General features: G+C 67.5%; 25 protein-coding genes. 15 read left to right on the top strand and 10 right to left on the bottom strand.

Annotated elements, in window-relative coordinates:
* Positions 1–5 precede the first annotated feature (5 nt).
* Positions 6–1,799 carry a hypothetical protein gene (locus C0J29_RS28185; RefSeq protein ID WP_120794246.1) on the bottom strand — a complete coding sequence of 598 codons (1,794 nt, stop codon included), beginning with the start codon at positions 1,797–1,799 and terminating at the stop codon, positions 6–8.
* Here C0J29_RS28185 and C0J29_RS28180 point away from each other — a divergent pair.
* Entirely contained in the window at positions 1,765–2,709 is a 945-nt protein-coding gene (locus C0J29_RS28180; RefSeq protein ID WP_065043415.1) for an NAD-dependent epimerase/dehydratase family protein, read from the top strand. The two genes, C0J29_RS28185 and C0J29_RS28180, sit on opposite strands and share 35 nt — an antisense overlap.
* Here C0J29_RS28180 and C0J29_RS28175 read toward each other — a convergent pair.
* Genes C0J29_RS28175 through C0J29_RS28160 form a run of 4 tightly spaced genes read right to left on the bottom strand, consistent with a single transcriptional unit; the run spans position 2,706 to position 5,555 of the window.
* Positions 2,706–3,044 carry a DUF2304 domain-containing protein gene (locus tag C0J29_RS28175; protein ID WP_120794245.1) on the bottom strand — a complete coding sequence of 113 codons (339 nt, stop codon included), beginning with the start codon at positions 3,042–3,044 and terminating at the stop codon, positions 2,706–2,708. The genes C0J29_RS28180 and C0J29_RS28175 overlap by 4 nt on opposite strands.
* Positions 3,045–3,057: 13 nt before the next feature.
* The gene (locus C0J29_RS28170; protein ID WP_120794244.1) at positions 3,058–3,759 is read right to left on the bottom strand and encodes a glycosyltransferase family 2 protein; all 702 of its coding nucleotides are present in this window, start codon (positions 3,757–3,759) and stop codon (positions 3,058–3,060) included.
* Positions 3,760–3,771: 12 nt separating this feature from the next.
* Positions 3,772–5,070 carry a hypothetical protein gene (locus C0J29_RS28165; RefSeq protein WP_174814920.1) on the bottom strand — a complete coding sequence of 433 codons (1,299 nt, stop codon included), beginning with the start codon at positions 5,068–5,070 and terminating at the stop codon, positions 3,772–3,774.
* The gene (locus tag C0J29_RS28160) at positions 5,067–5,555 is read right to left on the bottom strand and encodes an inorganic diphosphatase (protein WP_120795014.1); all 489 of its coding nucleotides are present in this window, start codon (positions 5,553–5,555) and stop codon (positions 5,067–5,069) included. Before C0J29_RS28160 ends, C0J29_RS28165 begins: the two co-directional genes overlap by 4 nt.
* 101 nt (positions 5,556–5,656) lie before the next feature.
* On the opposite strand from C0J29_RS28160, the gene dacB reads away from it, so the two are divergent.
* Genes dacB through hpt form a run of 4 tightly spaced genes read left to right on the top strand, consistent with a single transcriptional unit; the run spans position 5,657 to position 9,652 of the window.
* The gene (gene dacB, locus C0J29_RS28155) at positions 5,657–7,045 is read left to right on the top strand and encodes a D-alanyl-D-alanine carboxypeptidase/D-alanyl-D-alanine endopeptidase (RefSeq protein WP_120795013.1); all 1,389 of its coding nucleotides are present in this window, start codon (positions 5,657–5,659) and stop codon (positions 7,043–7,045) included.
* Positions 7,046–7,074: 29 nt separating this feature from the next.
* Complete coding sequence (locus tag C0J29_RS28150) at positions 7,075–8,091, top strand: zinc-dependent metalloprotease (RefSeq protein ID WP_120794242.1); 1,017 nt, start codon at positions 7,075–7,077, stop codon at positions 8,089–8,091.
* The gene (tilS, locus tag C0J29_RS28145; protein ID WP_120794241.1) at positions 8,070–9,038 is read left to right on the top strand and encodes a tRNA lysidine(34) synthetase TilS; all 969 of its coding nucleotides are present in this window, start codon (positions 8,070–8,072) and stop codon (positions 9,036–9,038) included. Before C0J29_RS28150 ends, tilS begins: the two co-directional genes overlap by 22 nt.
* Before the next feature lie 38 nt (positions 9,039–9,076).
* Positions 9,077–9,652, top strand: coding sequence for a hypoxanthine phosphoribosyltransferase (gene hpt / locus C0J29_RS28140; protein ID WP_065043404.1), 576 nt, complete (start codon positions 9,077–9,079; stop codon positions 9,650–9,652).
* Here hpt and C0J29_RS28135 read toward each other — a convergent pair whose 3' ends face one another.
* Positions 9,653–10,384 carry an SIMPL domain-containing protein gene (locus tag C0J29_RS28135; RefSeq protein WP_120794240.1) on the bottom strand — a complete coding sequence of 244 codons (732 nt, stop codon included), beginning with the start codon at positions 10,382–10,384 and terminating at the stop codon, positions 9,653–9,655.
* Between the two features lie 664 nt (positions 10,385–11,048).
* Here C0J29_RS28135 and C0J29_RS28130 point away from each other — a divergent pair.
* Both C0J29_RS28130 and C0J29_RS28125 read left to right on the top strand, forming a co-directional pair.
* Positions 11,049–11,348, top strand: a complete 300-nt coding sequence (locus tag C0J29_RS28130) for a PE family protein (protein WP_065043402.1) — start codon at positions 11,049–11,051, stop codon at positions 11,346–11,348.
* A 12-nt stretch (positions 11,349–11,360) separates the two neighbouring features.
* A complete protein-coding gene (locus C0J29_RS28125) occupies positions 11,361–12,608 on the top strand; it encodes a PPE family protein (protein WP_065165495.1) in 1,248 nt (415 codons plus the stop codon).
* 36 nt (positions 12,609–12,644) lie between these two features.
* Here C0J29_RS28125 and C0J29_RS28120 read toward each other — a convergent pair whose 3' ends face one another.
* Genes C0J29_RS28120 through C0J29_RS28110 form a run of 3 tightly spaced genes read right to left on the bottom strand, consistent with a single transcriptional unit; the run spans position 12,645 to position 15,807 of the window.
* A complete protein-coding gene (locus C0J29_RS28120) occupies positions 12,645–13,658 on the bottom strand; it encodes a zinc-binding dehydrogenase (RefSeq protein ID WP_065165494.1) in 1,014 nt (337 codons plus the stop codon).
* Complete coding sequence (locus C0J29_RS28115; RefSeq protein ID WP_120794239.1) at positions 13,658–14,848, bottom strand: LLM class flavin-dependent oxidoreductase; 1,191 nt, start codon at positions 14,846–14,848, stop codon at positions 13,658–13,660. Before C0J29_RS28115 ends, C0J29_RS28120 begins: the two co-directional genes overlap by 1 nt.
* Positions 14,842–15,807: an alpha/beta fold hydrolase gene (locus tag C0J29_RS28110; protein WP_120795011.1), complete on the bottom strand. Its 966-nt coding sequence runs from the start codon at positions 15,805–15,807 to the stop codon at positions 14,842–14,844. Before C0J29_RS28110 ends, C0J29_RS28115 begins: the two co-directional genes overlap by 7 nt.
* A gap of 81 nt (positions 15,808–15,888) precedes the next feature.
* Between C0J29_RS28110 and C0J29_RS28105 the strand changes: the two genes are divergently transcribed.
* Positions 15,889–16,302: a VOC family protein gene (locus tag C0J29_RS28105; protein WP_065043398.1), complete on the top strand. Its 414-nt coding sequence runs from the start codon at positions 15,889–15,891 to the stop codon at positions 16,300–16,302.
* Positions 16,303–16,389: 87 nt separating this feature from the next.
* Here C0J29_RS28105 and C0J29_RS28100 read toward each other — a convergent pair whose 3' ends face one another.
* Complete coding sequence (locus C0J29_RS28100; RefSeq protein WP_065048717.1) at positions 16,390–17,595, bottom strand: IS30 family transposase; 1,206 nt, start codon at positions 17,593–17,595, stop codon at positions 16,390–16,392.
* 286 nt (positions 17,596–17,881) lie between these two features.
* Here C0J29_RS28100 and ftsH point away from each other — a divergent pair, with 286 nt between their 5' ends.
* From ftsH to C0J29_RS28065, 7 genes are all read left to right on the top strand, one after another.
* On the top strand, positions 17,882–20,107 hold the full coding sequence (gene ftsH / locus C0J29_RS28095) for an ATP-dependent zinc metalloprotease FtsH (RefSeq protein WP_120794238.1): 2,226 nt from the start codon (positions 17,882–17,884) through the stop codon (positions 20,105–20,107).
* Between the two features lie 15 nt (positions 20,108–20,122).
* A complete protein-coding gene (gene folE / locus C0J29_RS28090; RefSeq protein WP_065043396.1) occupies positions 20,123–20,725 on the top strand; it encodes a GTP cyclohydrolase I FolE in 603 nt (200 codons plus the stop codon).
* A complete protein-coding gene (gene folP / locus C0J29_RS28085) occupies positions 20,722–21,564 on the top strand; it encodes a dihydropteroate synthase (RefSeq protein WP_120794237.1) in 843 nt (280 codons plus the stop codon). Before folE ends, folP begins: the two co-directional genes overlap by 4 nt.
* Positions 21,557–21,958 carry a dihydroneopterin aldolase gene (folB, locus tag C0J29_RS28080; protein WP_120794236.1) on the top strand — a complete coding sequence of 134 codons (402 nt, stop codon included), beginning with the start codon at positions 21,557–21,559 and terminating at the stop codon, positions 21,956–21,958. The genes folP and folB overlap by 8 nt, the downstream gene beginning before the upstream one ends.
* Positions 21,955–22,452, top strand: a complete 498-nt coding sequence (gene folK, locus C0J29_RS28075) for a 2-amino-4-hydroxy-6-hydroxymethyldihydropteridine diphosphokinase (protein ID WP_120794235.1) — start codon at positions 21,955–21,957, stop codon at positions 22,450–22,452. Before folB ends, folK begins: the two co-directional genes overlap by 4 nt.
* A complete protein-coding gene (locus C0J29_RS28070) occupies positions 22,452–22,931 on the top strand; it encodes a DUF3180 domain-containing protein (protein WP_120794234.1) in 480 nt (159 codons plus the stop codon). The genes folK and C0J29_RS28070 overlap by 1 nt, the downstream gene beginning before the upstream one ends.
* Before the next feature lie 87 nt (positions 22,932–23,018).
* Positions 23,019–24,332 carry a DUF6779 domain-containing protein gene (locus C0J29_RS28065; RefSeq protein ID WP_120794233.1) on the top strand — a complete coding sequence of 438 codons (1,314 nt, stop codon included), beginning with the start codon at positions 23,019–23,021 and terminating at the stop codon, positions 24,330–24,332.
* The last annotated feature ends 103 nt before the right edge of the window (positions 24,333–24,435 follow it).

Genomic DNA, 24,435 nt, shown 5'->3' with positions numbered 1-24,435 from the left:
GCGGCCTAGAGCGGCGCCAGAAATCCCACCGGTCCAGAGGCAAGGCAGAGCGAGAGTGCGGCGGTCGTGGCCCGGACCGTGATGGCGTCCCCCGCGCCCGGCAGCCGGGCGTAGACGCGGTTGAGTCCCGGGTGCACCGGCACCTTGACGTCGGGGCCTTCGGACAGGGCCAGCACCATCGAGCCGTCGCTGTTTCCCAGATAGTTCAATTCGACGGTCCAGTCGGCGGGCAACAACGGCCCGTCCAGAATCAGCCGGGCCGGCTGATCGGGCTGGGCGAAGTAGCCGCACTGCGGTACGGGTCCCGGTGTGATGGTCCGCACCCAGGTCACCCGCGCGTCGACCAGCTGGCCCTTGCTGTCGAGCATCCGCAATCGTGTTGTGGCCGAAGTGAATTCAGGCCTGTTCGGCAGCAACGCGAACATATGGCTGGCCAGATTCTCCGGCCAGGCGACCCGCTGCAGCACCAGTGGGTCGACTTCCTGGTCCAGCATCGGGGTGTCGGCGGTGCCCAGCCCGGCTTCGGCGTTCTTCAGGTAGGGCTCGGCCGGGTTGTCCCGCCACGACGTCAGGAACGTCGCCGTCGAGTACAGGCTGCTGGCCAGAAACAACAGCGCCACAACACTTGTCACCGCGGTACGCCACCGGGAGGTGTCCAGCCAGCCGGACGATTCCCGGTTGGGCGCCGTGAACGCGATCGCGGCCAATAGCGCCAGCACGAACACCAAGTCGGGGAAATACCGCAGCGTCTGTGCGAGCTCCAGCGCGGTGAATCGCGACGACCGCATCAGATAGATCGGCACCTGGCACGCGACCGCGTAACCGGCCGCGGTGAGCCACACCAATCCGATGCGCCGCTTGCGAACCAGCGAAACAGCAAGCACCGCAACCAGAATCAGCCAGCCGAGCAGCATCACCGCGGGCGGCGGCGTGGCCCAGGGCGAAGCCGGCGCCCAGCGCGCCCAGTCCCACGGGCCGCCGGCCAGGCCCGGCACGATGCCGTGGGTGACCGACCGGCGCAACAGCGCCCACGTCATCGCCAGGTCCGAACTCCAGCGTCGCTGGTTCACCACCGTCAGATACAGCGCCACCCAGCAGGCGGTCAGCGCCAGCGATGTCACCCACAACCGGACGCCGCCGCGCCACGCCGTCCGCAAGGCACCGGCACCGGACACGTGACACATCAGCGCCACCACCGCGAACGCGACGAACGGGATCACCGCCGCCTTCTCGAAGAACAACAGCCCGACGAGATAGGCCAGCACACCGGTCGCCGCATAACGCTGGTTTCCGGTACGGACCAGCAGCACGGCGTCGCCGCACACCCAGGCGAGCGCCGCCAGCATCGGCAGCGAGTTCAGGGCCGCCGACCACCAGGCGAACCCCGGTACCCCCAACGGGGTGAACAGCGCGAACGTCAGCGGGATCAGCAGCACCGGCCGCCACCCCAGGATCACGTACAACGCCCGCAACAGCACCAGCGACGCGAGTAACTGCAGCACCACCAGGCTGACCGCCGGCCACGTCCAGACCAGCGGCGCCAGCCGGATGATCACCCCGGCCACCAGGAAGGCGCCCGGCATCACGTGCCCGTCGTGGTCGTCGAACAGGTACGACGGCGAGAGCAGGCCCTGAGTGCCCGCCCGGCCGATGAGAATCAGATCGTCCCAATAGAAATAGCCACGGAACGCCAACACGGCACGAACGCCCAGCTGCGCGATGATCAGCGCGGCTGCCACCGCGGCGACTCTGTATGGTGGGCCGGTGCGAGCACTGGTCACCGGGGCAGCCGGTTTCATCGGGTCGACGCTAGTCGACCGTCTCCTGGCCGACGGGCACACGGTGGTCGGCCTGGACAACTTCGCCACCGGCCGGGCGACCAACCTCGAGCACCTGGCCGACAACCCCGAACACGCCTTCGTCGAGGCCGACATCGTGACGTCGGACCTGGACGACATCCTCGGCGAGCACAAGCCGGAGGTGGTGTTTCACCTGGCCGCCCAGATCGACGTCCGGCACTCGGTGGCCAACCCGCAGTTCGACGCCTCGGTCAATGTGATCGGCACCATCCGGCTGGCCGAAGCGGCCCAGCGTGCCGGAGTGCGCAAGGTGGTGCACACCTCGTCGGGCGGATCCATCTACGGCGTGCCGCCGCAGTACCCGACGCCCGAAACGGTGCCGACCGACCCGTTCTCGCCGTATGCCGCTGGGAAGGTGTCCGGGGAGATCTACCTGAACACCTTCCGGCACCTCTACGACCTGGACTGCTCGCACATCGCGCCCGCCAACGTCTACGGGCCGCGCCAGGACCCGCACGGTGAGGCCGGGGTGGTCGCGATCTTCGCCCAGGCCCTGTTGGAAGGCAGGCCGACCAAAGTCTTCGGCGACGGCTCCAACACGCGCGACTACGTGTTCGTCGACGATGTCGTGGACGCCTTCGTCAAGGCGTCCGGTGATGCCGGGGGCGGGCAGCGTTTCAACGTCGGCACCGGTATCGAGACTTCGGACCGTCAGCTGCACACCGCCGTCGCGGCCGCGGTCGGTGGCCCCGACGACCCGGAGTTCCACCCGCCGCGGCTGGGCGACCTGAAGCGGTCATGTCTCGACATCGGTTTGGCGGCAGAGGTTTTGGGCTGGCGGCCGCAGGTGCAACTGGACGAGGGTGTGCGCCGTACCGTGGAGTATTTCCGGCACCACAAGCACGCCTAGCTTTCGGGTGCTTGTGCTCCCTCGATCGCGATGGCACGGGCCAGCCGGGCGTAGCGCAACTCCAGGTCCTTGAAGCGCATGTAGGTGCTGAGCGTGGTGAAGCTGAACGCCATGATCAGCCCGTAGAGCATGAGGTCGGTGCCGCGCCGCACGCCGAACCAGTGCGCCACCAGCGTGGTGTCGTCCGGTCGCAGCACCGCGTAGACGCCGAGCAGCACGAACAGAACATAGCCCACCTTCACCCAGGCCCGCGCCCGCGCGCTGCGCCGTGACCGCAGCAGGAACACCAACAGAGCGATGATCGATCCGATCAGCAGCACCTGGATCCAGTTCATTCTCCGGTCCTTTTCATCTGCGCATTCTCCCTCGCAGGAATCCGTCGAAGATGATGTTGACGCCGTTGAGCAACGGCTGTCCCTTCGACTTCGAGTATTCGGTGTAGAGCACCTCGACCGGCACTTCGGCTACCCGCCAATGGTTTTCGGCGATCATCATGACGATCTCGGTGGCGTGACTCATGCCGCTCATGGTGATGTTCATGCCGTCGGCGACGGTCTTATTGAACACCCGCAGGCCGTTGTTGGTGTCGGTCAGACCGAGCCTGCGACCGCGGCGGCTCAGCCGCGCGGCCGTCTGCAGCACCATGCGCTTGAGGAATGGCGGCCGGTTGGCGACCTGCTGGCCGAATCGGGTGCCGATCACGATGTCGACGTCGCCCTGGTTCAGCCGGTCGATCATCCTGGTCACGTCTTTGACGCGGTGCTGGCCGTCGGCGTCGAAGGTGGCGAACACCTTGGCGCCCGGCTGGTTTCGCGCATACTCGACGCCGGTCTGGATCGCCGCCCCCTGGCCCAGGTTGATGGGATGACGTACCAGGAACGCACCGGCCTGACGTGCGATGTCGCCGGTGCCGTCCGCGCTGCCGTCGTCCACGCACACGACATGCTCGAAGACGGTTCGCAGTTCGGCGACGACCTCGCCGATGACGGTGGCTTCGTTGAAGGCGGGGACGATGATCCAGGCGTCGGAGTAATCCATTTTCAGGGCCATTTCATGGCCAAATTACACGCGTTCGCCGCGTCCGAGCGCGACCAGATGGACGGCGATTCCCACCATCGGACCGCAGAGCAGACCGATGACGGTGCGGGTCTCCAACGCGAGCGGCAGCGCCAGCAGCAGCCCGGAGGCCACGGTGGCGCTGACCCACCCCAGCGAGTACGCCCGGTGCAACGCGGCGGCCACCGATGCCGCACCGGTGAGCGTCAGCAGAGCGATGGCCACCGCGGCGGCCGTCAACCAGGCCAGCAACGCGCTGCTGGCCTGATACTGCGAGCCGAACGCGAAGCGCAACAACCAGGGACCGATCAGACCGGCGAGCAGCACCCCTATCCCGCCGATGCCGGCGATGAGCAGGGCGGGCGAGATCAGGGCCCGCAGCCGGTGGCTGCGCTCATCGACGAAATGCGCGATCAGGTTGCCCTGCATGGCGGTCAGCGGGACCAGCAACGGCGCCCGGGTCAGGGTCACCGCGAGGATCACGACACCGCCCTGGGCGCCCAGCTCGGTGGACGTCAGCTTCAGCAGGACCGGAAACCCCATGACGAGGATGGCGCTGGCCCCCGCCGCGGTGATCGAGTGGGCCGCACCACGCAGGAACGTCGCGGTGCTGCCGGGCGTCAGCACACGTGCCGCTGCACGAGTTGCCGGCGAGGTGGCCAGGATGATCAGCCAGGCCACCGACCCCGCGACCGTCGCCCACAGGAACCCGACCAGTCCCCAGCTGAGGACGAAGGTCGCGGTGGCGACCGCCACCCGGATCACGGCGTCGGTCACCATCAGCGCGCCGTACTGGCCCCACCGGTTGACACCGGCCAGGATGCCCAGCAGCGTCGCGTGCAGGCAGAACCCCGCCAGTCCGACGCTGAGCAGCGCGACCGACAGCCAGCGATCCTCGACGAAGACCCGTCCGCTCCACAGCGCCGCGCTGCCCGCGATCAGGACGGCCGAGGCCAGCCCGACCAGGCCGGCGACCCGCAGCGGATGGGTGCGGGCGCCATCCGGGAGCACGTCCAGATACTGCATCGCGCGAACTTCCCGGGTCGTTTCCTGAAGCAGGCCGTTCGCGGCGCCGGTGACCAGGCCGAACGCACCCCAGAAAACGCCGAAGATGCTGAAGCCGCCGGGCGCCAGATTGCGCGCGGCCAGATAGATCACCGCATAGCCGCACAGCGCGGTCACCGCGGTTGCGGTGCCGACCCGGGCGACGCTGCCGCGCGCGATCGGCCCCACCGATGCTCCGGTGGCTCCCGGGGTGCCCGCGCCGTCCGTCACCGTGGCGACACTATCGGACCGGGAGTTCAGTGCCCTTCGGCCTGGAACCGCTCCACCGACCGCTGCACCTCGGCCTCGGCCTCGTCCCGGCCGACCCAGTCGGCGGCCTTGACGAACTTGCCCGGCTCGTTGTCCTTGTAGTGCTCGAAGAAGTGCTTGATGTCGTCCAGCTCGTACTGGGGGACGTCGGTGATGTCCTGGACGTGGTCCCACCGGTGGTCACCGGCCGGCACGCACAGCACCTTGTCGTCGCCGCCCTTCTCGTCGACCATCCGGAACATCGCCACCGGCCGCACCTCGATCAGCACGCCGGGGAACACCGGTTGGGGCAGCAGCACCAGCGCGTCCAGCGGGTCCCCGTCCTCACCGAGCGTGTCCTCGATGAAGCCGTAGTCGGCCGGGTAGGCCATCGGGGTGTGGAGGTAGCGGTCCAGGCGCACGCGACCGGTCTCGTGATCGATCTCGTACTTGTTGCGCTGGCCCTTGGGGATTTCGATGGTCACGTCGAATTGCACGGGTACACAGTAGTCGAGCAGGTGCCGCGGCACCGCCTGGCGGCTGATTCGGCAGAATGGGACACGAAAAGCAGAGCTACGACGCAATCACCGAGGAATTGATGGGCCCCAAACGCTGGCGCAAGTCCACCCACGTGCTGGTTGGGCTGGTGGTGCTCGCGTTCGTCGCGGCCGTCGTGGCGGCCGCCGTGCTCTTCACCACCGGCGGGCACGGTGCCGGCGGGGCGCGGTCTCCGGTTCCGCCGCCGCGGCCGCCGACGGTCAAGGCGGGGGTGAGTCCCGTCGCCGACAATGCTCAAGCACCCAGCGCCGGCGGAGTGACAGCAGCGCTGGCCCCCGCCGTCGCCGATCCCAACCTGGGCAGGCTGGGCGGCCGGATCACCGACGCGATGACCGGCAAGGAACTGTGGCGGCAGCTCGACGACCTCCCGATGGTGCCGGCGTCGACGAATAAGGTGCTGACCGCGGCGGCGGCCCTGCTCACCCTGGACCGGCAGGCCCGGATCAGCACCCGGGTGGTCGCGGCGGGTCAGGCCGCCCAGGGGCCGGTGGTGCTGGTCGGCGCCGGCGACCCGACCCTGTCGGCGGCCCCACCCGGGGTGGAGACCTGGTACCGCGGTGCGGCGCGCATCAGTGACCTGGTCGAACAGGTGCACCGCAGCGGCATGACCCCGACGGCCGTGCAGGTGGACACCTCGGCGTTCAGCGGTCCCGGGTTGGCACCCGGCTGGGACCCGGCCGACATCGACAACGGCGACGTGGCGCCCATCGAGTCCGCGATGATCGACGCCGGACGGATCCAGCCCACCACCGTCAACTCCAGACGTTCCAAGACCCCGGCACTGGACGCCGGACGTCAGCTGGCCATCGCCCTGGGCCTCGACCCTGCGCAGGTGACGATCGGGTCGGCGCCGGCCGGCGCGCGCCAGCTCGCGGTGGTGCAATCGGCGCCGCTGATCCAGCGGCTTTCGCAGATGATGAACGCCTCGGACAACGTGATGGCCGAGTGCATCGGCCGTGAGGTGGCCGCCGCGATCAACCGGCCGCAGAGCTTCACCGGCGCGGTCGACGCCGTCACCAGCCGGCTGAACACCGCCCATGTCGACACCGGCGGCGCCGCCCTGGTTGACTCCAGCGGCTTGTCGGTCAACGACCGCTTGACCGCCCGGACCCTGGACGGGGTGATGCAGGCCGCCGCCGGACCGGATCAACCGTCGTTGCGGGCGCTGCTGGATCTGTTGCCGATCGCCGGCGGCAGCGGCACCCTCGGCGAACGCTTCCTGGACCGCTCCACCACTCAGGGCCCGGCCGGTTGGCTGCGGGCCAAGACCGGCTCTCTGACGGCGGTGAACTCGCTGGTGGGGGTGCTCAACGACGCCAGCGGGCGGGTCCTCACCTTCGCCTTCATCTCCAACGACGCCGGACCCAACGGCCGCAACGCGATGGATGCGCTGGCCACCAAGTTGTGGTTCTGCGGGTGCGCGACGTGACCCCTTCCTCTTCCTCGTCCGGCCTTTCGATGGGCAACGCCGTCGACTGGCGGTTCGCCGCCACGGTTGGGGAGAAGCTGGCCCGCGGGGGTCCGGTCACCTCCGATTACACCCGGCGACAGGCGATGGAGGAGTTGAGCCGGGCGGCCGAGCAGGCCGAGCCGCCGGTTCGCGAGGTCACCGGTCTGATCACCGCCGACGCGGTGCCGCCGGCCCGCATCGTGGACCGGCGGGAATGGATCCGGGCGGCCGCGGAGTCGATGCGTGCCATGACCAACGGTGCCGAGAAACCGCACAGCTTTGTCACCGGCCGTCTCACCGGCGCCCAGACGGGCGCCGTGCTGGCCTTCGTCTCGTCCGGCATTCTCGGGCAGTACGACCCGTTCACCAGCCCCGACTCCGGCACCCTGCTCCTGGTGTATCCCAATGTCATCGGCGTGGAGCGCCAACTGAAGGTCGACCCGTCGGATTTCCGGCTGTGGGTGTGCCTGCACGAAGTGACCCACCGCGTGCAGTTCACCGCCAACCCGTGGATTGCCGGCCACATGTCGAGTTCGCTGAGCCTGTTGACCCAGGAGCCCACCGAAGACATCCGCGAAGTGGCCGGCCGGCTCGCTGAGTTCGTCCGCAATCGGGGACGCGACGAGTCTCACCCGGAAGGGATCCTGGGCCTGGTGCGCGCCGTGCAGTCCGAGCCGCAACGCCAGGCCCTGGATCAACTGCTGGTCCTCGGCACCCTGCTGGAAGGCCACGCCGAACACGTGATGGACGCCGTCGGGCCGGTGGTGGTGCCGTCAGTGGCAGCGATCCGCCGCAAATTCGACGAACGTCGCCTGCGTAAGCAACCGCCGTTGCAGCGGCTGGTGCGGGCACTGCTGGGTTTCGAAGCCAAACTCAGTCAGTACACCCGCGGCAAGGCGTTCGTCGACCACGTGGTGGACCGGGTCGGGATGAAGCGGTTCAACGCAATCTGGACGGGTCCCGAGACGTTGCCCAAGCCCACCGAGATCGAACACCCGCAGCGATGGATCGACCGGGTGCTGTAGCCCAACTGCGCAGGGCGGTAAGCGAATTCGCGCAGAACTATCTCGAGGGCACCGATCCCTGGTGCGTGGCGCTGTCCGGCGGCCCGGATTCGTTGGCGCTGACCGTGATTGCGGCGGGACTGCGGCCCACCACCGCGTTGATCGTCGACCACGGCCTGCAGGCGGATTCCGCGCTGGTTGCCGAAACCGCACGCACACAGGCGATTTCGCTGGGCTGTCAGGATGCCAAGGTGCTGCGCGTACAGGTGGGCGGCCCCGCTCTCAAAGGCGGCCCGGAAGCCGCCGCCCGCGCCGCCCGGTACGCCGCGCTGGAGGACCACCGGGACGGGCCGGTGCTGTTGGCGCACACGCTCGACGACCAGGCCGAGACGGTGTTGCTGGGGCTCGGACGTGGTTCGGGTGCGCGGTCAATGGCCGGCATGCGCCCCTACGATCCGCCGTGGTGTCGGCCGCTGCTGGGGATACGGCGGGCGGTGACTCACGGCGCCTGCGCCGAACTCGGCCTGACCCCCTGGCAGGACCCGCACAACACGGATCGCCGGTTCACCCGGGCCAGGTTGCGCAGCGAAGTGCTGCCGCTGCTGGAGGACGTGCTGGGCGGCGGTGTCGCCAAGGCGCTGGCGCGCACCGCGACGGCGTTGCGCGAGGACACCGACCTGATCGACGCGCTCGCTGCCGACGCGCTGCCTGTCGTCTCGACCGGCGCCGGACTGGACACCGCGGCGCTGGCCGCGCTGCCTGCCCCGGTGCGCCGACGGGTGATCCGCGGCTGGCTGCTGGCCGGCGGCGCGATCGGATTGACCGACAAGCAGATCCGCGGGGTGGACACACTGGTCACCGCGTGGCGCGGCCAGGGCGGGGTCGCGGTGGGGTCCAGGCTGCGCGGTCAGCGCCTGTTCGCGGGCCGGTGCGACGGCGTACTTACGTTGCGCCAGCAGGCAATTTGACGCCTACGTTGGTTCTTCTCAGGTAAGCGTGGCACGCTGTGCACGTGACGGCGGAGCTGTACCCGGGGGACATCAAGTCGGTACTGCTCACCCAGGAGCAGATTCAGGGCCGCATCACCGAGCTCGGTCACCAGATCGGTGAGGACTACCGGGATCTGGCCGCCACGACCGGCCAGGACCTGTTGTTGATCACCGTCCTCAAGGGCGCGGTGCTTTTTGTGACGGATCTGGCCCGCGCAATTCCGCTGCCCACCCAGTTCGAGTTCATGGCCGTGAGCTCCTACGGCTCGTCGACATCCTCTTCGGGTGTGGTTCGCATCCTCAAGGACCTCGACCGGGATATTCACGACCGCGACGTGCTGATCGTGGAAGACGTCGTCGACTCCGGGCTGACCCTGTCCTGGTTGTTGCGCAACCTGACCAGCCGTCACCCGCGGTCGCTGCGGGTGTGCACGCTGTTGCGCAAGCCCGAGGCGGTGGGCGCCAACGTCGACATCACCTACGTGGGCTTCGACATCCCCAACGATTTCGTGGTCGGCTACGGCCTGGACTACGACGAGCGTTACCGCGACCTGTCCTACATCGGGACGCTGGATCCGCGGGTTTATCAGTAACTAGTTCAGCTCCCACACCGCGGTCACCGAGAAGCTGACCGTCTGCTGACCGGGTTCGAGTGGCGCCATCGCCGCGCGCGGCGCCGGTTGTGGGCCCGGAGCCGGCTGGGTCCCGCCCGACTCCGAAATGGACAGCACCTTGCCCAGGCTGAGGCCGGACAGCTGGGCGTACTGCTGGGCCCGGTTCTTCGCGTCGTCGAAGGCCCGCGCCCGCGCGTCCTTGACCAGCTGCGAGTCGTCGGCGATCGAGTAGTTGACGCTGTTTATCCGGGTGGCGTCGCCACCCGTGCTTACGACCACGGCCAGCAGCTTCGACGCGGCATCCGTCGGGTGGATCTTGATCTCGATTCCGTTGTCAGCGCGGTAGCCGGCGATGGTGGCGGTTCCGGCCGGCTCGGGCGTGGCGTACTGCGGCTGCAGACTGACGTTCGTGGTGCGGATGTCCTTGCGGTCCAGGCCGGCTCCGACCAGCGCGTTGATCACCGCTTGCTGGCGCTCATTGGTCTGGTTCATCGCCGTCGTGACGTCTGCCGCGGTGAATTCGATGGCGACGTTCGCGGTCAAGGTGTCCGGGACGCCCTGCACCTGCCCCGATCCGACGACGGTCACTTGACGCGGGTTGGTCGAGGGGGACGGTGCCGCGTTGTGTGAGTCGCAGGCCGACAACACGAGGAGAGCCATGCCGGCGGCGGCTGCGGCCATCAAGCTGCGGGGGCGGATTGCGATCGGCATGCCTGGCACCTTAGCCGCCGGATAGCGACGACAGGGCCAGCAAATCAGCAGGCCGATTAGCTATCGCATGCACATTTCAGGTCTCGGTCAAGGCGATTTTCAACAATTCGGCATACCGGGGGGCGGTGTGCTGCGCATTTCACGCAAGCTCGGATGGCTCACCGTCGTCGTTCGCCTATCGAATGATCCCGCGGGTGCTGACGGCTCCTGATTTACCTGGCGATTCTTTGACGTGACGGCGATCGGGAATCAGCGCGGCACTGCAAATGGGGCCCCTCTTCGCACCATCCGGTCTATGGCTTGAACCCTTGGTGCGCAGTGTTTTTGATCACACTGGTGGCCCCGAAGGCTGTGCTGGCCGGACGGCCTGGTACCGGTGCTGTTACCGCAATTCCTGCACCGCGGCAGCCAAATAATCATCATTCATATGATTCTCTAATCATATTTGAAACAAATATGATTCATAGCAATATCGATTGTCTCCTGCGTTTATCGGAAAGCAAATGAATAATTGCTAACTCGGCAATGAACAGGCCGTAGGAAGCCTGTTGCTGTTTACGCCTCGCTGCTTAACGTGAGCTCAGATCCGCTAACGCGTCCGATGACGACGAAGTCATTGGGCGCGCGTCGCTGTCGAAGTACATCGCAATCAGGGAGGAACCTCATGTCGCTCGTCTACGCAGAGCCCGACACACTGGCCGGTGCAGCGGGGGAGTTGCAGGCCATCAACGCGAGCATGCGCGCCGGCAATTCGGCTGCCGCGGGCCCGACCACTGCCATCGCTCCGGCCGCATCCGACCTGGTTTCGCTGCTGACCGCCACGCAGTTCGCCAATCACGCGAACCTCTACCAGCAGATCAGCGCTCACGCGGTGGCGGTTCAGGAGCAGTTGGCGACCACGCTGGGGTTGTCCGCCGCCTCTTACGGGATCACCGAAGGCGCCAACGCCGCCACCATCGGTTAGGGAAAAAGGTTCATGATTGATTTCGCAGCTCTGCCGCCGGAGATCAATTCGGCGCTGATGTATGCCGGCGCGGGTTCGGGACCGATGTTGGCCGCCGCTGCCGCTTGGGACGCGCTGGCCGGCGAATTGCAGGCCGTTGCGGCCTCGTACGGAGCGGTAGTCGTCAGCCTGACCGACGGGCCCTGGCAGGGGCCGTCCGCCGCGTCCATGGCGGCCGCCGCCACGCCACAGATCGCGTGGCTCAACGGAGCCGCCGAGCAGGCCGCGCAAGCGGGCTCGCAGGCCGCCGCCGCGGCGAGCGCCTATGAGGCTGCCTTCCTGGCAACCGTGCCCCCGCCGGTCGTCGAGGCCAACCGGGCGCTGCAGGCCGTGCTGTTGGCGACCAACTTCTTGGGCCAGAACACCGCGGCCATCGCGGCCACGGAGGCGCAGTACCTGGAAATGTGGGCACAGGACGCAGCTGCGATGTACGGGTATTCGGGTGCATCGGCGGCTGCGACGCAATTGCCGCCGCTGACCCCGCAGTACGTCGCCACCAGCCTGTCCGGCCTGGGCTCCCAGGTCAACGCGCAGTTCAATGCCCTCAACTCGGCCGCCGCGGCAGCGGGATTGCACGAAATCCCGAAGGCTCTCAGCCAGCTGGCCGGCGTGACGAATACCCCACCCTGGCTCGCCAACCCGCAGGCGGCGCTGGGTCTGACCGGGCACACCTGGAACGCCACCGGTGACGGGATCGTCCTCAACGGGATGGTGGGTGACGTGGTGGAGGGCCTCACCGGATCGGCGACGGTAGATGCCAGCACCGCCTTCGACACCTACATCCGAATGGTTTCGCCCTTCCGTCTGACCTCCACCGCGATGAAAGACATCGACGGCCTCTTTCACAGTGCGTTCCCCGCGGCTTCGAAGGCCGCTGAGGGCGCCGCCAAGGCGGCCGAGGGCGCGGCGGCGGCCATTGCGCCCACCTTCGGCAGTGGCCTGGGCAACGCACTGGGCGGAATTGCCGGCGCGGCCGGCAACGCGGCCAAGGTCGGCGCGGTCTCGGTTCCGGCCAGCTGGGTCAGCACGCCTGCCGCCAACCCGATCACGGTGGCGCTCAACGGCGTCGGCGGTGCAGCGGCGGCCGAGCCCGCTACGGCCGCGTTCGGCGGTCTGCCGATGGCGCCGGGCGCCGGCACGGGCCGCAGCGTGGCCAACTTCGCCACCCCGCGTTACGGATTCAAGCCGACCGTGGTGGTGCAGCCTCCATCCGGGGGATAGCGGCCTGGCCCGTGACGGGTGAGTCGGGGCGAGCCGCTACGGCGTGACCAGAATCTTGCAGTGCCGTTCCGGATCTGCGAGATCGTCGAAGGCCGCCCCGACGCCCGCCAGGTCGACCTCGCCGGTGATCATCGGCGCGACATCGATCCGGCCCTCGGCGATCGCGCGCAACGATTCAGCGAACTCCTCGGGGGTGTAGGCGTTGACGAACTGCAGGTTGATCTCCTTGGCGATGCCGAAGAACGGATGCACGGTGTCGGGTTGCATGCACACGCCCGCGATGACCAGTCGGGTGCCGTTGCGCGCCCGCTGCATGATGTCGTCGATGATGCCGGGCACGCCGACCGCCTCGAAGACCACTCGCGCCTTGACGGTGTCGAACGGTGACGCCTGCGCCGGGTCCATCGTCTGGTGAGCGCCCATTTTCGCTGCCAGCTCACGGCGCTTCGGTGAGAAGTCCGATGCCACAATCGTTTCGACGCCGCGTACCCGCAGTGCCGCGATGATGGCGATGCCGATCGGCCCACAGCCGATCACCAGTGCCGTCTCGCCCGCCTCGATCTTGGACTTGTTCACGGCATGCAGCCCCACCGCCATCGGTTCGGCCAGAGCGGCGTGCCTGGGGTCGAGGCCGTTAGGGATGGGGAGTAACAGCGGAGCCGAGAGCAGCATCCGCTCGGCATAGCCGCCGAGGGTGGTGTTGCTGAAGACGATCGGTTCAACACCCTTGTCGGACAACACCACTGGGAGGGACGTGACCAGTGTGCCGGGCGGGTGGGTCTCGGTATCGGGTCCGGCCTCGAGCACCTCGGCGCTGAACTCGTGGCCCATGAACACGTCTTGGTTGAGGTCGATGTCCATGCCGCCGCGGCCCCTGGCCAGCTGATTGCTCAGCGACACGACGTCGGCGCCGTGTGCGGCGAAATGCAGGTCTGAGCCGCAGATTCCGCAACACCGCACCGCGACCAGCACCTGTCCCGGTCCCGGCACCGGGTCCGGCACGTCGTCCCGGTACACCATCCGTCCGTTGCGCAACACCGACGCCCGCATCAATTGGCCGCCTTGTCGTGTTCGGCCACGTGCTGGGTGATCGCCTGCACGACGGCCTGACCGGCCCGCCCGATCAACTCCTCGCGCTTGTCCTTGGCCCATTCGTGCGAGGCGCGGGGCGCTTCGAGCTGGCTCTTGAAGTGCGGAATCACCTTGCGGGCGAAAAGATCATACGAGTGGAAGGTCGCCTGTGGCGACGCCCAGTCATGACCGAGCAACAGCAGGGTGCCGAAGCCGCCCGAGCGATCCAACAGGTCTTCGATGTGAGCGATCGCATCCTCGGGGGTTCCGATACAGCAATTGCCCTTGGCCGCATAGTCTTCGACGAACTCGCGTGGGGACTGCGCGCCCTCGACGGTGTTGGACAGTGGCACGAAGCCCGCGGCCCCGAAGTACTTCGCGAAGTCCATCAACCCGTAAGTGCAGTCTTCGATCGCCTGATCGCGCGTGTCGGCGATGTGCATGATGCTCAGGACGCGCCAGTCAGTGCGGTCCGGCTCTGCTCGGCCTGCCTTCGCGGCCTGCTCGCACACCACATCCCAGGTGTTCTCCAAAGCCGCAAATCCGCCGGGCACCGACATCGACAGCGACAGCAGCGAGGTGCCCAGCGCGCCGGCCAGTCGCGGGCCGGACGGCGAGATCATTGCGGCGGTGGATATCTCGGGATACGGCCAGGTGTAGGGGCGGATGTGTAACTGGGCATCGCGCAGCGTGAACCATTCGGTGTGACGGTCGATGCGTTCCTCGGGTGCGGCGCGGAACAGCGCCAGAATCGCCTCCAGGGATTCCTGCATCATGCGGCGCTGGTCGACCGGGTCGATGCCCATCATGTAGGCGTCGGACGGCAGCGCGCCCGGTCCGGTGCCGAACATGACACGGCCCCGGGTCAGGTGATCCAACAGCACCCAGCGGTCGGCCACCATCAGCGGATGGTGGTACGGCAGCGAGACCACCCCGGTGCCCAAGCGGATGTGTTTGGTGCGTTCGGCGGCGGCTGCGATGAAAACCTCCGGGCAGGAGATCAATTCGTAGCCGCCGGAATGGTGTTCGCCGAACCACGCCTCGTCGTAGCCCAGGCGGTCCAGCGCCACGACCCGTTCCATGTCGTACTCCAGCGCCACTGTCGGCGATTGCCCGGTCGGATGAAACGGCGTGATGAAGACGCCGAATCGCATTGGTGCACTTACCATTCCACTCCTTTGAGGAATTCCAGCAGGGCAGAGTTAACTTCACCGGGCCGTTCCTGTTGCAGCCAGTGCCCGGCACCGTCGATCATGAGTTCGCGGTAGGGTCCGCTGACGACTTCCCCGGCACGGTCGCTGCGAGTGAATGCCAGCACGGGATCGGCGGTGCCGCCGATGAACAGGCACGGCACCGTGATCTTGGCGCCGTCGAGCTCCGGCGTCGTCTCCCAGTTGCGATCCATGTTGCGGTACCAGTTGAGGCCGCCGGTGAAGCCGGTGCGGGTGAATTCCCGTACGTAGTTGTCGATTTCGTCCTGGCTGATCCAGTCGGGCAGCCCGTCGGGTTCCGGGAGCCGGTCGATGAAACCTTCCGGTCCCGGTGCCACCATCCGCAACGCCGCGTCCTGGTCACCGGTCAACTGCAGACTGCCCATCATCCGGCGCATCACCCGGGCGGGATCGCCGTTGAGCTCGGCGTCGGCGACGCCGGGTTCCTGGAAATACAAGATGTAGAAGAAGTTTTCGCCGAAGGTACGCCGCAGGGCAACGGTGACGGGTCGCTTCGCCCGGGGTACCGGGGGAACGCTCAACGCCGCCACCGCGGCCACGCGATCGGGATGCAGCAGACCCGCGTTCCACACCACCATGGCGCCCCAGTCGTGACCGACCCAGGCCGCGCGCTCGGCGCCGACGTCGTCAAGCAGGCCCACGATGTCAGCCGTCAACTGATGAATGTCGTAGGCCTCGATCGCCTCCGGACACGACGAACCGCCGTAACCGCGCTGATCCGGTGCGATCACGTGGTAGCCCGCATCGGCGAGCACCGGGATCTGGTGTCGCCAGGAGTAGGCCAGTTCCGGGAAGCCGTGGCACAGCACCACGACCGGCGCCCCGCGGTCGCCGGCTTCGACCACTCGCAACCGCACGCCGTTGGTGTCAACTAACCGTTCGGTTGATGCGCCCATCGTCACACCAAATCACAACACCACCGGCGTGAGAAGGGGCCGTCGGTGGTTATCGGCGCCGTGGCCGCGCATCATGGCCTCATGCGGCTGGACCACGTAGTGCTCTGGACAAAGAATCCCGCCACGGCGATGGATTTCTACACCAGGGTGGTCGGCCTGGCGCCGGTCCGGTTCGACGAATTCCGGGCCGGCGAAGCGCCTTTCCCCAGCGTGCGGGTGTGCGGCGACTCCATCATCGACCTGCTGCCGGCCGAGGGGGCCGCCGGCACCGAGGCCATGACAAAGGTCGAGGGCAGTGCGGGTCACCCGGTCAACCACGTCTGCCTGGCAATGACCAAGGATGAGTACGACGCGCTGGACCGACGCCTGCAGGCCGAGGGTGTGGACACCAGCGCGCGGCTGAACCACAGCTTCGGAGCGCTGGGCTGGGCGCCGCAGGGCTATTACTTCCCCGACCCGGACGGCAACGTGGTCGAGGCCCGCTACTATGAGTAGCCGCCCCGCGACTGGTGACCCCGCCCGGCGAACGTGAAGCTGGCCGCACGCTCGGCCCTCATTGTCAAGTGGTCAGTGCAACATGGCCTAGGCGGCTTGGTGGAGTAGGACGTAAAGGCGCTGGGCGGGGGTGTCGAGGTTGAGGGTGGGGCGGGGTCGGCGATTGAGGGTGTCTTGGATGTGTTTGAGGTCAGCTTTGGTGTAGCCGCTGAGGTCGCTGCCTTTTTGGAACCAAAACCGTAGGAGGCGGTTGGTGTTTTCGTTGCTGCCGCGCTGCCAGGGTGAGTGGGGGTTACAGAAATAGACCGGGGTCCCCAGCTGTAGCTGAATGTCGCGCCAGTTGGCCATTTCGCTGCCTCGGTCCCAGGTGATCGAGCGCCGCAGATGCTCGGGCAATTCTTTCATCGCCTCGATCATTGCGGTGGCGACGGTTTCGGCGCTGCGATCGCCAAGCAGGTGCAGCAAGATAGTGAATCGGGTGCTGCGCTCGACGAGGGTTCCGATAGCGCTGTTGTTGGGCCCCACAATCAGGTCGCCTTCCCAATGACCAGGCACCGCACGGTCGGCGACCTCGGCAGGGCGGTCGCTGATGGTGAATTCCTCACCGCTGCTGTAGACCCCACGGCTGGTGTTGCGACCGCGCGGTTTGCGGCTGGCTCGTTTGGTGGACAGGCATTTGTTGAGGTCAGCGCGCAAACTGCCACGGGTCTGCACATACAAGCATTGGTAGATGGTCTCGTGGCTCACCCTGGCCAGCTTGTCACCAGGATGATCACGAGCCAACACCTCAGCGATGAGCTTGGGGCTCCAACCTTGCTCCATCCAAGCCTCGATGGCCGCGCACAGTGGATGATCAACCAGTTTGAATCCCTTGGGCCGGCGCGCTCGTTCAGCAGCTCGAGCATGCGCCATCAACGCGTGATAATCCCCATCAGGCAAGCTGTTCCGCTCGAACTCACGACCGATCGTAGAGCGATGGCGCCCCAGACGCTGTCCGATCTGAGCAGCGCAGAGCCCTGCATCACGCAACCGCATGATCTCGATGCGTTCCTCGCCGCAGATCCTGCGACCCGGACCTCCCGGCCGCCTTGACCAATCACCTGGGTTTGCTAAACCGCAAGCATTCCTACCGCCATTGACGAGCTGCATCGCCCCAGCATCACGCCACCAAATCCACGCACGCGTTGTCGACACGCCCATCGCCTTGGCGGCACGGTGCACCGGCACACCGCCGCACACCCGATCAAAGAACTCCCGACGCACCCACTTCGAATGCGGATATCCACTCGGCATCGCAACCCCTAAATCCACGGATGTTGCACTGACCGTATGAATCCACCGCCACGAACGTGTAGCTGGTCGCACGTTCGGCGATGGTCGGGAACTCGCGATCGTTGACCAAATCGTTGACCATGAGGCATCGGCGACCCGCTCTGCCGGAGCTACCACTCGCCACTGGCAACACGGTGACGACCCGCTGCGCTCCGGCTCTGCCGGAGCTTGCGATCGCCACTGGCGGTAACCTGGACATTTCCAGCTGCGTTTATCGGAAGGACCTGGCCCCCTCGGCCGATGATTGATGAACCGTAGAAACGTGATACGCACCGTTACGGCCGTCGCCGTGCTGGTGCTGCTCGGCTGGTCGTTTTTTTACTTCAGCGATGACACCCGCGGTTACAAACCCGTCGACACCTCGGTGGCGATGACCCAGATCAACAGCGACAACGTCAAGAGCGCGCAGATCGACGACCGCGAACAGCAGCTGCGGTTGACCCTGAAGAAGGGCAACAACGACACCGAGAACTCCGACAAGGTCATCACCAAGTACCCAACGGGTTACGGTGTCGACCTCTTCAACGCGCTGACCGCGAAGAACGCCAAGGTCAGCACCGTCGTCAACGAAGGCAGCCTGATCGGCGAACTGCTGGTCTACGTGCTGCCGTTGTTGCTGCTGGTCGGCCTCTTCGTGATGTTCTCCCGGATGCAGGGCGGCGCCCGGATGGGCTTCGGCTTCGGCAAATCGCGCGCCAAACAGTTGTCCAAGGACATGCCCAAGACCACCTTCGCCGACGTCGCCGGCGTCGACGAAGCGGTCGAGGAGCTCTACGAGATCAAGGACTTCCTGCAGAACCCGTCCCGGTACCAGGCCCTCGGCGCCAAGATCCCCAAGGGCGTGCTGCTCTACGGCCCGCCCGGGACCGGCAAGACGCTGCTGGCCCGCGCCGTGGCCGGGGAAGCCGGTGTGCCCTTCTTCACCATCTCCGGCTCCGACTTCGTCGAGATGTTCGTCGGCGTCGGCGCATCGCGCGTCCGGGACCTTTTCGAGCAGGCAAAACAAAACAGCCCGTGCATCATCTTCGTCGACGAGATCGACGCGGTCGGCCGCCAGCGGGGCGCTGGCCTGGGCGGTGGTCACGATGAGCGCGAACAGACCCTCAACCAGCTGCTGGTCGAGATGGACGGCTTCGGTGACCGCGCCGGCGTCATCCTGATCGCGGCCACCAACCGGCCCGACATCCTGGACCCGGCGCTGCTTCGGCCGGGCCGCTTCGACCGCCAGATCCCGGTGACGAACCCGGACCTGGCCGGCCGTCGCGCCGTCCTGCGGGTGCACTCCAAAGGCAAGCCGATCGGACCGGACGCCGACCTGGACGGCCTGGCCAAGCGGACCGTCGGCATGACCGGCGCCGACCTGGCCAACGTCATCAACGAGGCGGCGCTGCTGACCGCCCGGGAAAACGGCACCGTCATCACCGGCCCGGCGCTGGAAGAGGCGGTGGACCGGGTCATCGGCGGTCCCCGCCGCAAGGGCCGCATCATCAGCGAGCACGAGAAGAAGATCACCGCCTACCACGAGGGCGGACACACCCTGGCGGCCTGGGCGATGCCGGACATCGACCCGGTCTACAAGGTGACGATCCTGGCCCGGGGCCGCACCGGCGGACACGCCGTCGCGGTGCCGGAAGAGGACAAGGGTCTGCGGACCCGGTCGGAGATGATCGCCCAGCTGGTCTTCGCGATGGGTGGGCGCGCGGCCGAGGAACTGGTGTTCCGCGAGCCGACCACCGGCGCGGTCTCCGACATCGAGCAGGCCACCAAGGTCGCCCGGGCGATGGTTACCGAATACGGCATGAGCGCTCGCCTCGGCGCGGTGAAGTACGGCACCGAACACGGCGACCCGTTCCTGGGCCGCACCATGGGCACCCAGCCGGACTACTCGCACGAGGTCGCCCGCGAGATCGACGAAGAGGTGCGCAAGCTCATCGAGGCCGCGCACACCGAAGCGTGGGAGATCCTCACCGAATACCGCGACGTGCTGGACACCTTGGCCGGCGAGTTGCTGGAAAAGGAAACGCTGCACCGGCCCGAGCTGGAGGCGATTTTCGGCGACGTCGAGAAGCGCCCGCGGCTGACCATGTTCGACGACTTCGGTGGCCGCATCCCCTCGGACAAGCCGCCGATCAAGACGCCCGGCGAGCTGGCGATCGAGCGCGGGGAGCCGTGGCCGCAACCGGTGCCGGAGCCGGCGTTCAAGGTGGCTATCGCGCGCGCCAGCAAGGCGGCCGAGGAGGCCCAGGCGGACAAGGCCAACGGCGACGGTAACGGAGCCAACGGTTCGCACGTCACCACCCAGCCCGACTACGGGGCCCCGGCCGGTTGGCATGCACCCGGATGGCCGCCACCGTCGTCCAGCCGGCCACAACCCGCGCCCGGTTACCCCAGCCCGGAAGAGTCTGACGCCGAGGAGCCTTCCGGTCAGCTGGACAAGGATGTGACTCGGTCCAATCCACCGGCCCATGGCTGAGTATCGGAGGATTCGATGACCCAGCTGGAATCCAGGGAGACCGGAGCCAGGCCGTTCGATCAGGCCCGCGCCGAGGCGGCGGTCCGCGAATTGCTGATTGCGCTCGGCGAAGATCCGGACCGCCACGGTCTGCGCGACACCCCGGCTCGCGTGGTGCGTGCCTACAAAGAGATCTTCGCCGGGCTCTACACCGAGCCCACCTCGGTGCTCAACGCGATGTTCGACGAGAACCACGATGAGTTGGTGCTCGTCAAAGGAATACCGATGTACTCCACCTGCGAGCATCATCTCGTCGCCTTCCACGGGGTGGCCCACGTCGGTTACATCCCCGGTGTGGACGGCAGGGTGACCGGCCTGTCGAAAATCGCTCGGCTGGTCGACCTCTACGCCAAGCGTCCGCAGGTGCAGGAGCGGCTCACCAGCCAGATCGCGGATGCCCTGGTGCAGAAGCTGGATCCGCGCGGGGTCATCGTGGTGATCGAGGCCGAGCACCTGTGCATGGCGATGCGCGGTGTCCGCAAGCCCGGCGCCACCACGACGACGTCGGCGGTGCGCGGTCAGTTCAAGTCCGACGCCGCCTCCCGGGCGGAAGCGCTCGATCTCATTCTGCGTAAGTGAGTTCGGCACCCGTGCAGGTGATAGGGGTGCTCAACGTCACTGACGACTCGTTCTCCGACGGCGGGCGCTACCTCGATCCCGACGGTGCCGTCGAACATGGTTTGGCCTTGGCCGCCGAAGGTGCCGACATCATCGACGTCGGGGGAGAGTCGACGCGGCCCGGCGCGACACGGGTGGACCCCGACGTGGAAACCGCACGCATCGTCCCCGTTGTGAAAAACCTTGCGGCACAAGGAATAACCGTCAGTATCGACACCATGCACGCGCGGGTGGCGCAGGCGGCGCTGGCGAACGGTGCGCAAATCGTCAACGACGTGTCCGGCGGGCGCGCCGATCCGGCCATGGCCCCACTGCTGGCCGAGGCCGGGGTGCCATGGGTGTTGATGCACTGGCGGCCGGTATCGGCCGACCATCCACACCGGGTTCCGGACTACCGGGACGTGGTGGCCGACGTCCGTGCCGACCTGCTGGCCAGTGTGGACGACGCCGTGGCGGCGGGCGTCGATCCGGCCAACCTCGTGATCGACCCCGGCCTGGGTTTCGCCAAGACGGGACAACACAATTGGGCCCTGTTGCACGGCCTGCCGAAGTTAATGGCGACCGGGCTTCCGGTGTTGTTGGGTGCCTCCCGCAAGCGCTTCCTCGGCGCTTTGCTGGCCGGGCCCGACGGCACGCCGCGACCGGCCGACGGCCGCGAAACGGCGACGGCGGTGATCTCCGCACTGGCGGTGTTGCACGGTGTCTGGGGTGTGCGGGTGCACGACGTGCGCGCGTCGGTAGACGCCCGCAAAGTCGTCGAAGCGTGGCAGGGCGCGGAAGGGGCGGTAACCGGTGGCTGACCGAATCGAGTTGCGCGGCCTGAAGATTCGCGGCCGCCACGGCGTATTCGAACACGAGCGGCGCGACGGTCAGGACTTCGTCGTCGACATCACGGTCTGGATAGACCTGGCCCGTGCTGCGGCCAGCGACGAGCTGGCCGACACCTACGATTACGGCGCGCTGGCGCAGTTGGCCGCCGACATCGTCGGCGGAACGGCGCGGAATCTGATCGAAACGGTCGGGGCCGACATCGCCGACCGGGTGATCGCCGACGAGCGGGTCCACGCGGTTGAAGTGACGGTGCACAAGCCGCAGGCGCCCATCTCCCAGACTTTCGACGACGTGGCCGTGGTGACCAGGCGGTCCCGCCGTGGTGGTCGCGGATCGGTGATCCCGGCGGGCTCGGTGATATGACCCGCGTGGTGCTGTCCATCGGCTCCAACCTGGGTGATCGCCTGGCCAACCTGCAATCGGCCGTCGACGGGCTCGGTGCTGCGGTCCGCGCGGTGTCATCGGTCTACGAGACGGACCCCTGGGGCGGCGTGGAGCAGGAACCGTTCCTCAATGCCGTGTTGATCGCCGAGGACCCCGACCGCGATGCGCATGCCTGGTTGCGCCGGGCTCACGAGATCGAGCAGGCCGCCGGGCGGGTGCGTGAGTTGCGCTGGGGTCCGCGCACCTTGGACGTCGACCTGGTCGCCTGTTACGGAACGCGGGGTCAGATCACCGTCGATGACCCAGAGCTGACGCTGCCGCACCCGAGGGCCCATGTGCGGGCATTCGTGCTGGTGCCGTGGCTGGACGTGGAACCGACCGCGGAGCTCTCCCGGCCGGTGCGCGAGCTGCTCGCCGATCTGGCCGACGACGCCGCAGGCGTGCGCCCGACCTCGCTGGCGCTGGAGACCTGATGGGCCCGACCCGCAAACGTGACCTGACGGGGGTGGTGCTCGGCGCCGCGTTCGTGGGCTACCTGCTGATCACCGTGTTGTACCGGTACTTTCCGCCGATCACCGTGTGGAGTGGGGTTTCGTTGCTGGTGGTCGCCGTCGCGGAGGCGCTGTGGGCGCGCACCGTGCGCGCCAAGATCAACGACGGCGAGATCGGCGATGCACCAGGCTGGCTGCACCCGCTCGCGGTGGCGCGCAGCCTGATGGTCGCCAAGGCGTCGGCCTGGGTAGGCGCGGTGATGCTGGGTTGGTGGGTGGGGGTGCTGGTGTATTTCCTGCCGCGCCGGTCATGGATGCGAGCCGCCGCCGAGGACACCGGCGGCGCCGTCGTGGCGGCGCTCAGCGCGCTGGCTCTGGTCATCGCGGCGATGTGGTTACAGCATTGCTGCAAGTCACCTCCGCAGGATTCCGGTGAACCCGGCGAAGGGGCCGAGACCTGACCACCTGGGCCGCCTGGCAACTCACGCCGAGAATCGCCGGACTGGCGCGACACGCCAAGTGACCTCGCCCGGGTACAGTCAGGGGCCATGACCGTTCTGTCCCGCGGCGCCCGGGTCCGGCGCGGCGGCCGCAGGCCGGGGTGGGTGCTCTTGACGACGTTGCTGGTCCTGGCAATCGCGGCCAGCTCCGCGCTGGTTTTCACCGATCGGGTGGAACTTCTCAAGCTCGCTGTGATCCTGGCGTTGTGGGCCGCCGTGGCCGGCGCCTTCGTGTCGGTGCTGTACCGCCGCCAGGCCGAGGCCGACCAGGCGCGCGCCCGGGACATGAAACTGGTGTACGACCTGCAACTGGACCGCGAAATCTCGGCACGCCGCGAGTACGAGCTGACGGTGGAGTCGCAACTGCGCCGCGAACTGGCCTCGGAGATACGGGCTCAAGCGGCCGACGAGATCGCGGCGCTGCGGGCGGAACTGTCCGCGCTGCGGACCAACCTGGAGATCCTGTTCGATACCGACCTCGAACACCGTCCGGCCCTCGAGACTTTGAACAGGGAAGCGGCGCGGGCGTTGACCGATCGGTCGGCCAGCGCCGCCACGAACGGTGACAGCCCGCCCGCCGACTGGGTGGCCAGCGATCGGGTCACCGCCGTCCGTCAGGAGGAGCCGGAGGAAGAGCCCGCCGGCGAAGAGGAAGCCGCGATCATCGACGTTCCCGAGGAACCGTTGCTGCCACCTAGGCAACCCGCCAGCGTCCGTGAGTACCCCCCGCCGCCGCAGCCCGGGCCCTTCCAGCCACGGCACCGGCCACCGCCACCTCCGCAATTCCAGCCTCAGCCGCAGTACCAGCCGGCGCCGCCACCCCAACCGCAGCCTCAACCCCAACCACAGCCCCAACCCCAACCACAGCCCCAACCGGCGGCCTGGCAACCGGCCCCGGCCGAGGGGCAGTGGTTGCCACCGGGCGCGCCGGGCAGCCACTGGGCACCTGCCCAGGCTCCGGCAGCCCCGCCCCGCGCGGAGTCGGAAGGACGCCGGCGACGCTACCGGGACGACGCCGACGAACCGGACGCCAACGCGGTCGGAGCAACTCCGGACGAGCCCGGGCCCCAATACGGTGGCCGCCGTTCGCGCTCCAGGCATTCGGCGGAGTACCGGGATTTCGGTGTCGGAAATCTCGCCCGGCCCCGCGACTCGCAACCCGAGGAGGCTCCGGAGCCACCGCCGGCACCCGCGCCGCCGCGGCTCGCCCCGGCCCCGCCGGCTCCCCGGCATCGCAGCGCCGAGGAACCGGTCGAGAACGAATCCGACCCACAAAGCGGTGGTCACTCGGCCGCCGACCTGTTGGCGAGGTTCCAGGTGCAGCCGAGCGGAGGCGGCCGGCGACGCCGGCGTGACGGCTGACACGCTGTGCTCGCTGGGACGGATCGACTAGAGTCGTAGTGACCGTCCGGTACCCCAACAGCGGGACTGGAACGTACGAAGGAAATCTGTGAGGTCGTCTGCG

The organism is Mycobacterium paragordonae, from assembly GCF_003614435.1.
In the GTDB taxonomy this organism is placed as follows: Bacteria; Actinomycetota; Actinomycetes; order Mycobacteriales; family Mycobacteriaceae; genus Mycobacterium; species Mycobacterium paragordonae.
This window is presented reverse-complemented; position numbering and strand designations above follow the sequence as displayed.

What these genes read in the sequence shown, in the direction of transcription:
- C0J29_RS28185 (WP_120794246.1), bottom strand. Translation starts at nt 1,799, where the DNA reads ATGAAACCGGCTGCCCCGGTGACCAGTGCTCGCACCGGCCCACCATAC.
- C0J29_RS28175 (WP_120794245.1), bottom strand. Translation starts at nt 3,044, where the DNA reads ATGAACTGGATCCAGGTGCTGCTGATCGGATCGATCATCGCTCTGTTG.
- C0J29_RS28170 (WP_120794244.1), bottom strand. Translation starts at nt 3,759, where the DNA reads ATGGCCCTGAAAATGGATTACTCCGACGCCTGGATCATCGTCCCCGCC.
- dacB (WP_120795013.1), top strand. Translation starts at nt 5,657, where the DNA reads ATGGGCCCCAAACGCTGGCGCAAGTCCACCCACGTGCTGGTTGGGCTG.
- C0J29_RS28150 (WP_120794242.1), top strand. Translation starts at nt 7,075, where the DNA reads ATGGGCAACGCCGTCGACTGGCGGTTCGCCGCCACGGTTGGGGAGAAG.
- tilS (WP_120794241.1), top strand. Translation starts at nt 8,070, where the DNA reads ATGGATCGACCGGGTGCTGTAGCCCAACTGCGCAGGGCGGTAAGCGAA.
- C0J29_RS28135 (WP_120794240.1), bottom strand. Translation starts at nt 10,384, where the DNA reads ATGCCGATCGCAATCCGCCCCCGCAGCTTGATGGCCGCAGCCGCCGCC.
- C0J29_RS28130 (WP_065043402.1), top strand. Translation starts at nt 11,049, where the DNA reads ATGTCGCTCGTCTACGCAGAGCCCGACACACTGGCCGGTGCAGCGGGG.
- C0J29_RS28125 (WP_065165495.1), top strand. Translation starts at nt 11,361, where the DNA reads ATGATTGATTTCGCAGCTCTGCCGCCGGAGATCAATTCGGCGCTGATG.
- C0J29_RS28120 (WP_065165494.1), bottom strand. Translation starts at nt 13,658, where the DNA reads ATGCGGGCGTCGGTGTTGCGCAACGGACGGATGGTGTACCGGGACGAC.
- C0J29_RS28115 (WP_120794239.1), bottom strand. Translation starts at nt 14,848, where the DNA reads ATGGTAAGTGCACCAATGCGATTCGGCGTCTTCATCACGCCGTTTCAT.
- C0J29_RS28110 (WP_120795011.1), bottom strand. Translation starts at nt 15,807, where the DNA reads ATGGGCGCATCAACCGAACGGTTAGTTGACACCAACGGCGTGCGGTTG.
- C0J29_RS28105 (WP_065043398.1), top strand. Translation starts at nt 15,889, where the DNA reads ATGCGGCTGGACCACGTAGTGCTCTGGACAAAGAATCCCGCCACGGCG.
- C0J29_RS28100 (WP_065048717.1), bottom strand. Translation starts at nt 17,595, where the DNA reads ATGCCGAGTGGATATCCGCATTCGAAGTGGGTGCGTCGGGAGTTCTTT.
- ftsH (WP_120794238.1), top strand. Translation starts at nt 17,882, where the DNA reads ATGAACCGTAGAAACGTGATACGCACCGTTACGGCCGTCGCCGTGCTG.
- folE (WP_065043396.1), top strand. Translation starts at nt 20,123, where the DNA reads ATGACCCAGCTGGAATCCAGGGAGACCGGAGCCAGGCCGTTCGATCAG.
- folK (WP_120794235.1), top strand. Translation starts at nt 21,955, where the DNA reads ATGACCCGCGTGGTGCTGTCCATCGGCTCCAACCTGGGTGATCGCCTG.
- C0J29_RS28070 (WP_120794234.1), top strand. Translation starts at nt 22,452, where the DNA reads ATGGGCCCGACCCGCAAACGTGACCTGACGGGGGTGGTGCTCGGCGCC.
- C0J29_RS28065 (WP_120794233.1), top strand. Translation starts at nt 23,019, where the DNA reads ATGACCGTTCTGTCCCGCGGCGCCCGGGTCCGGCGCGGCGGCCGCAGG.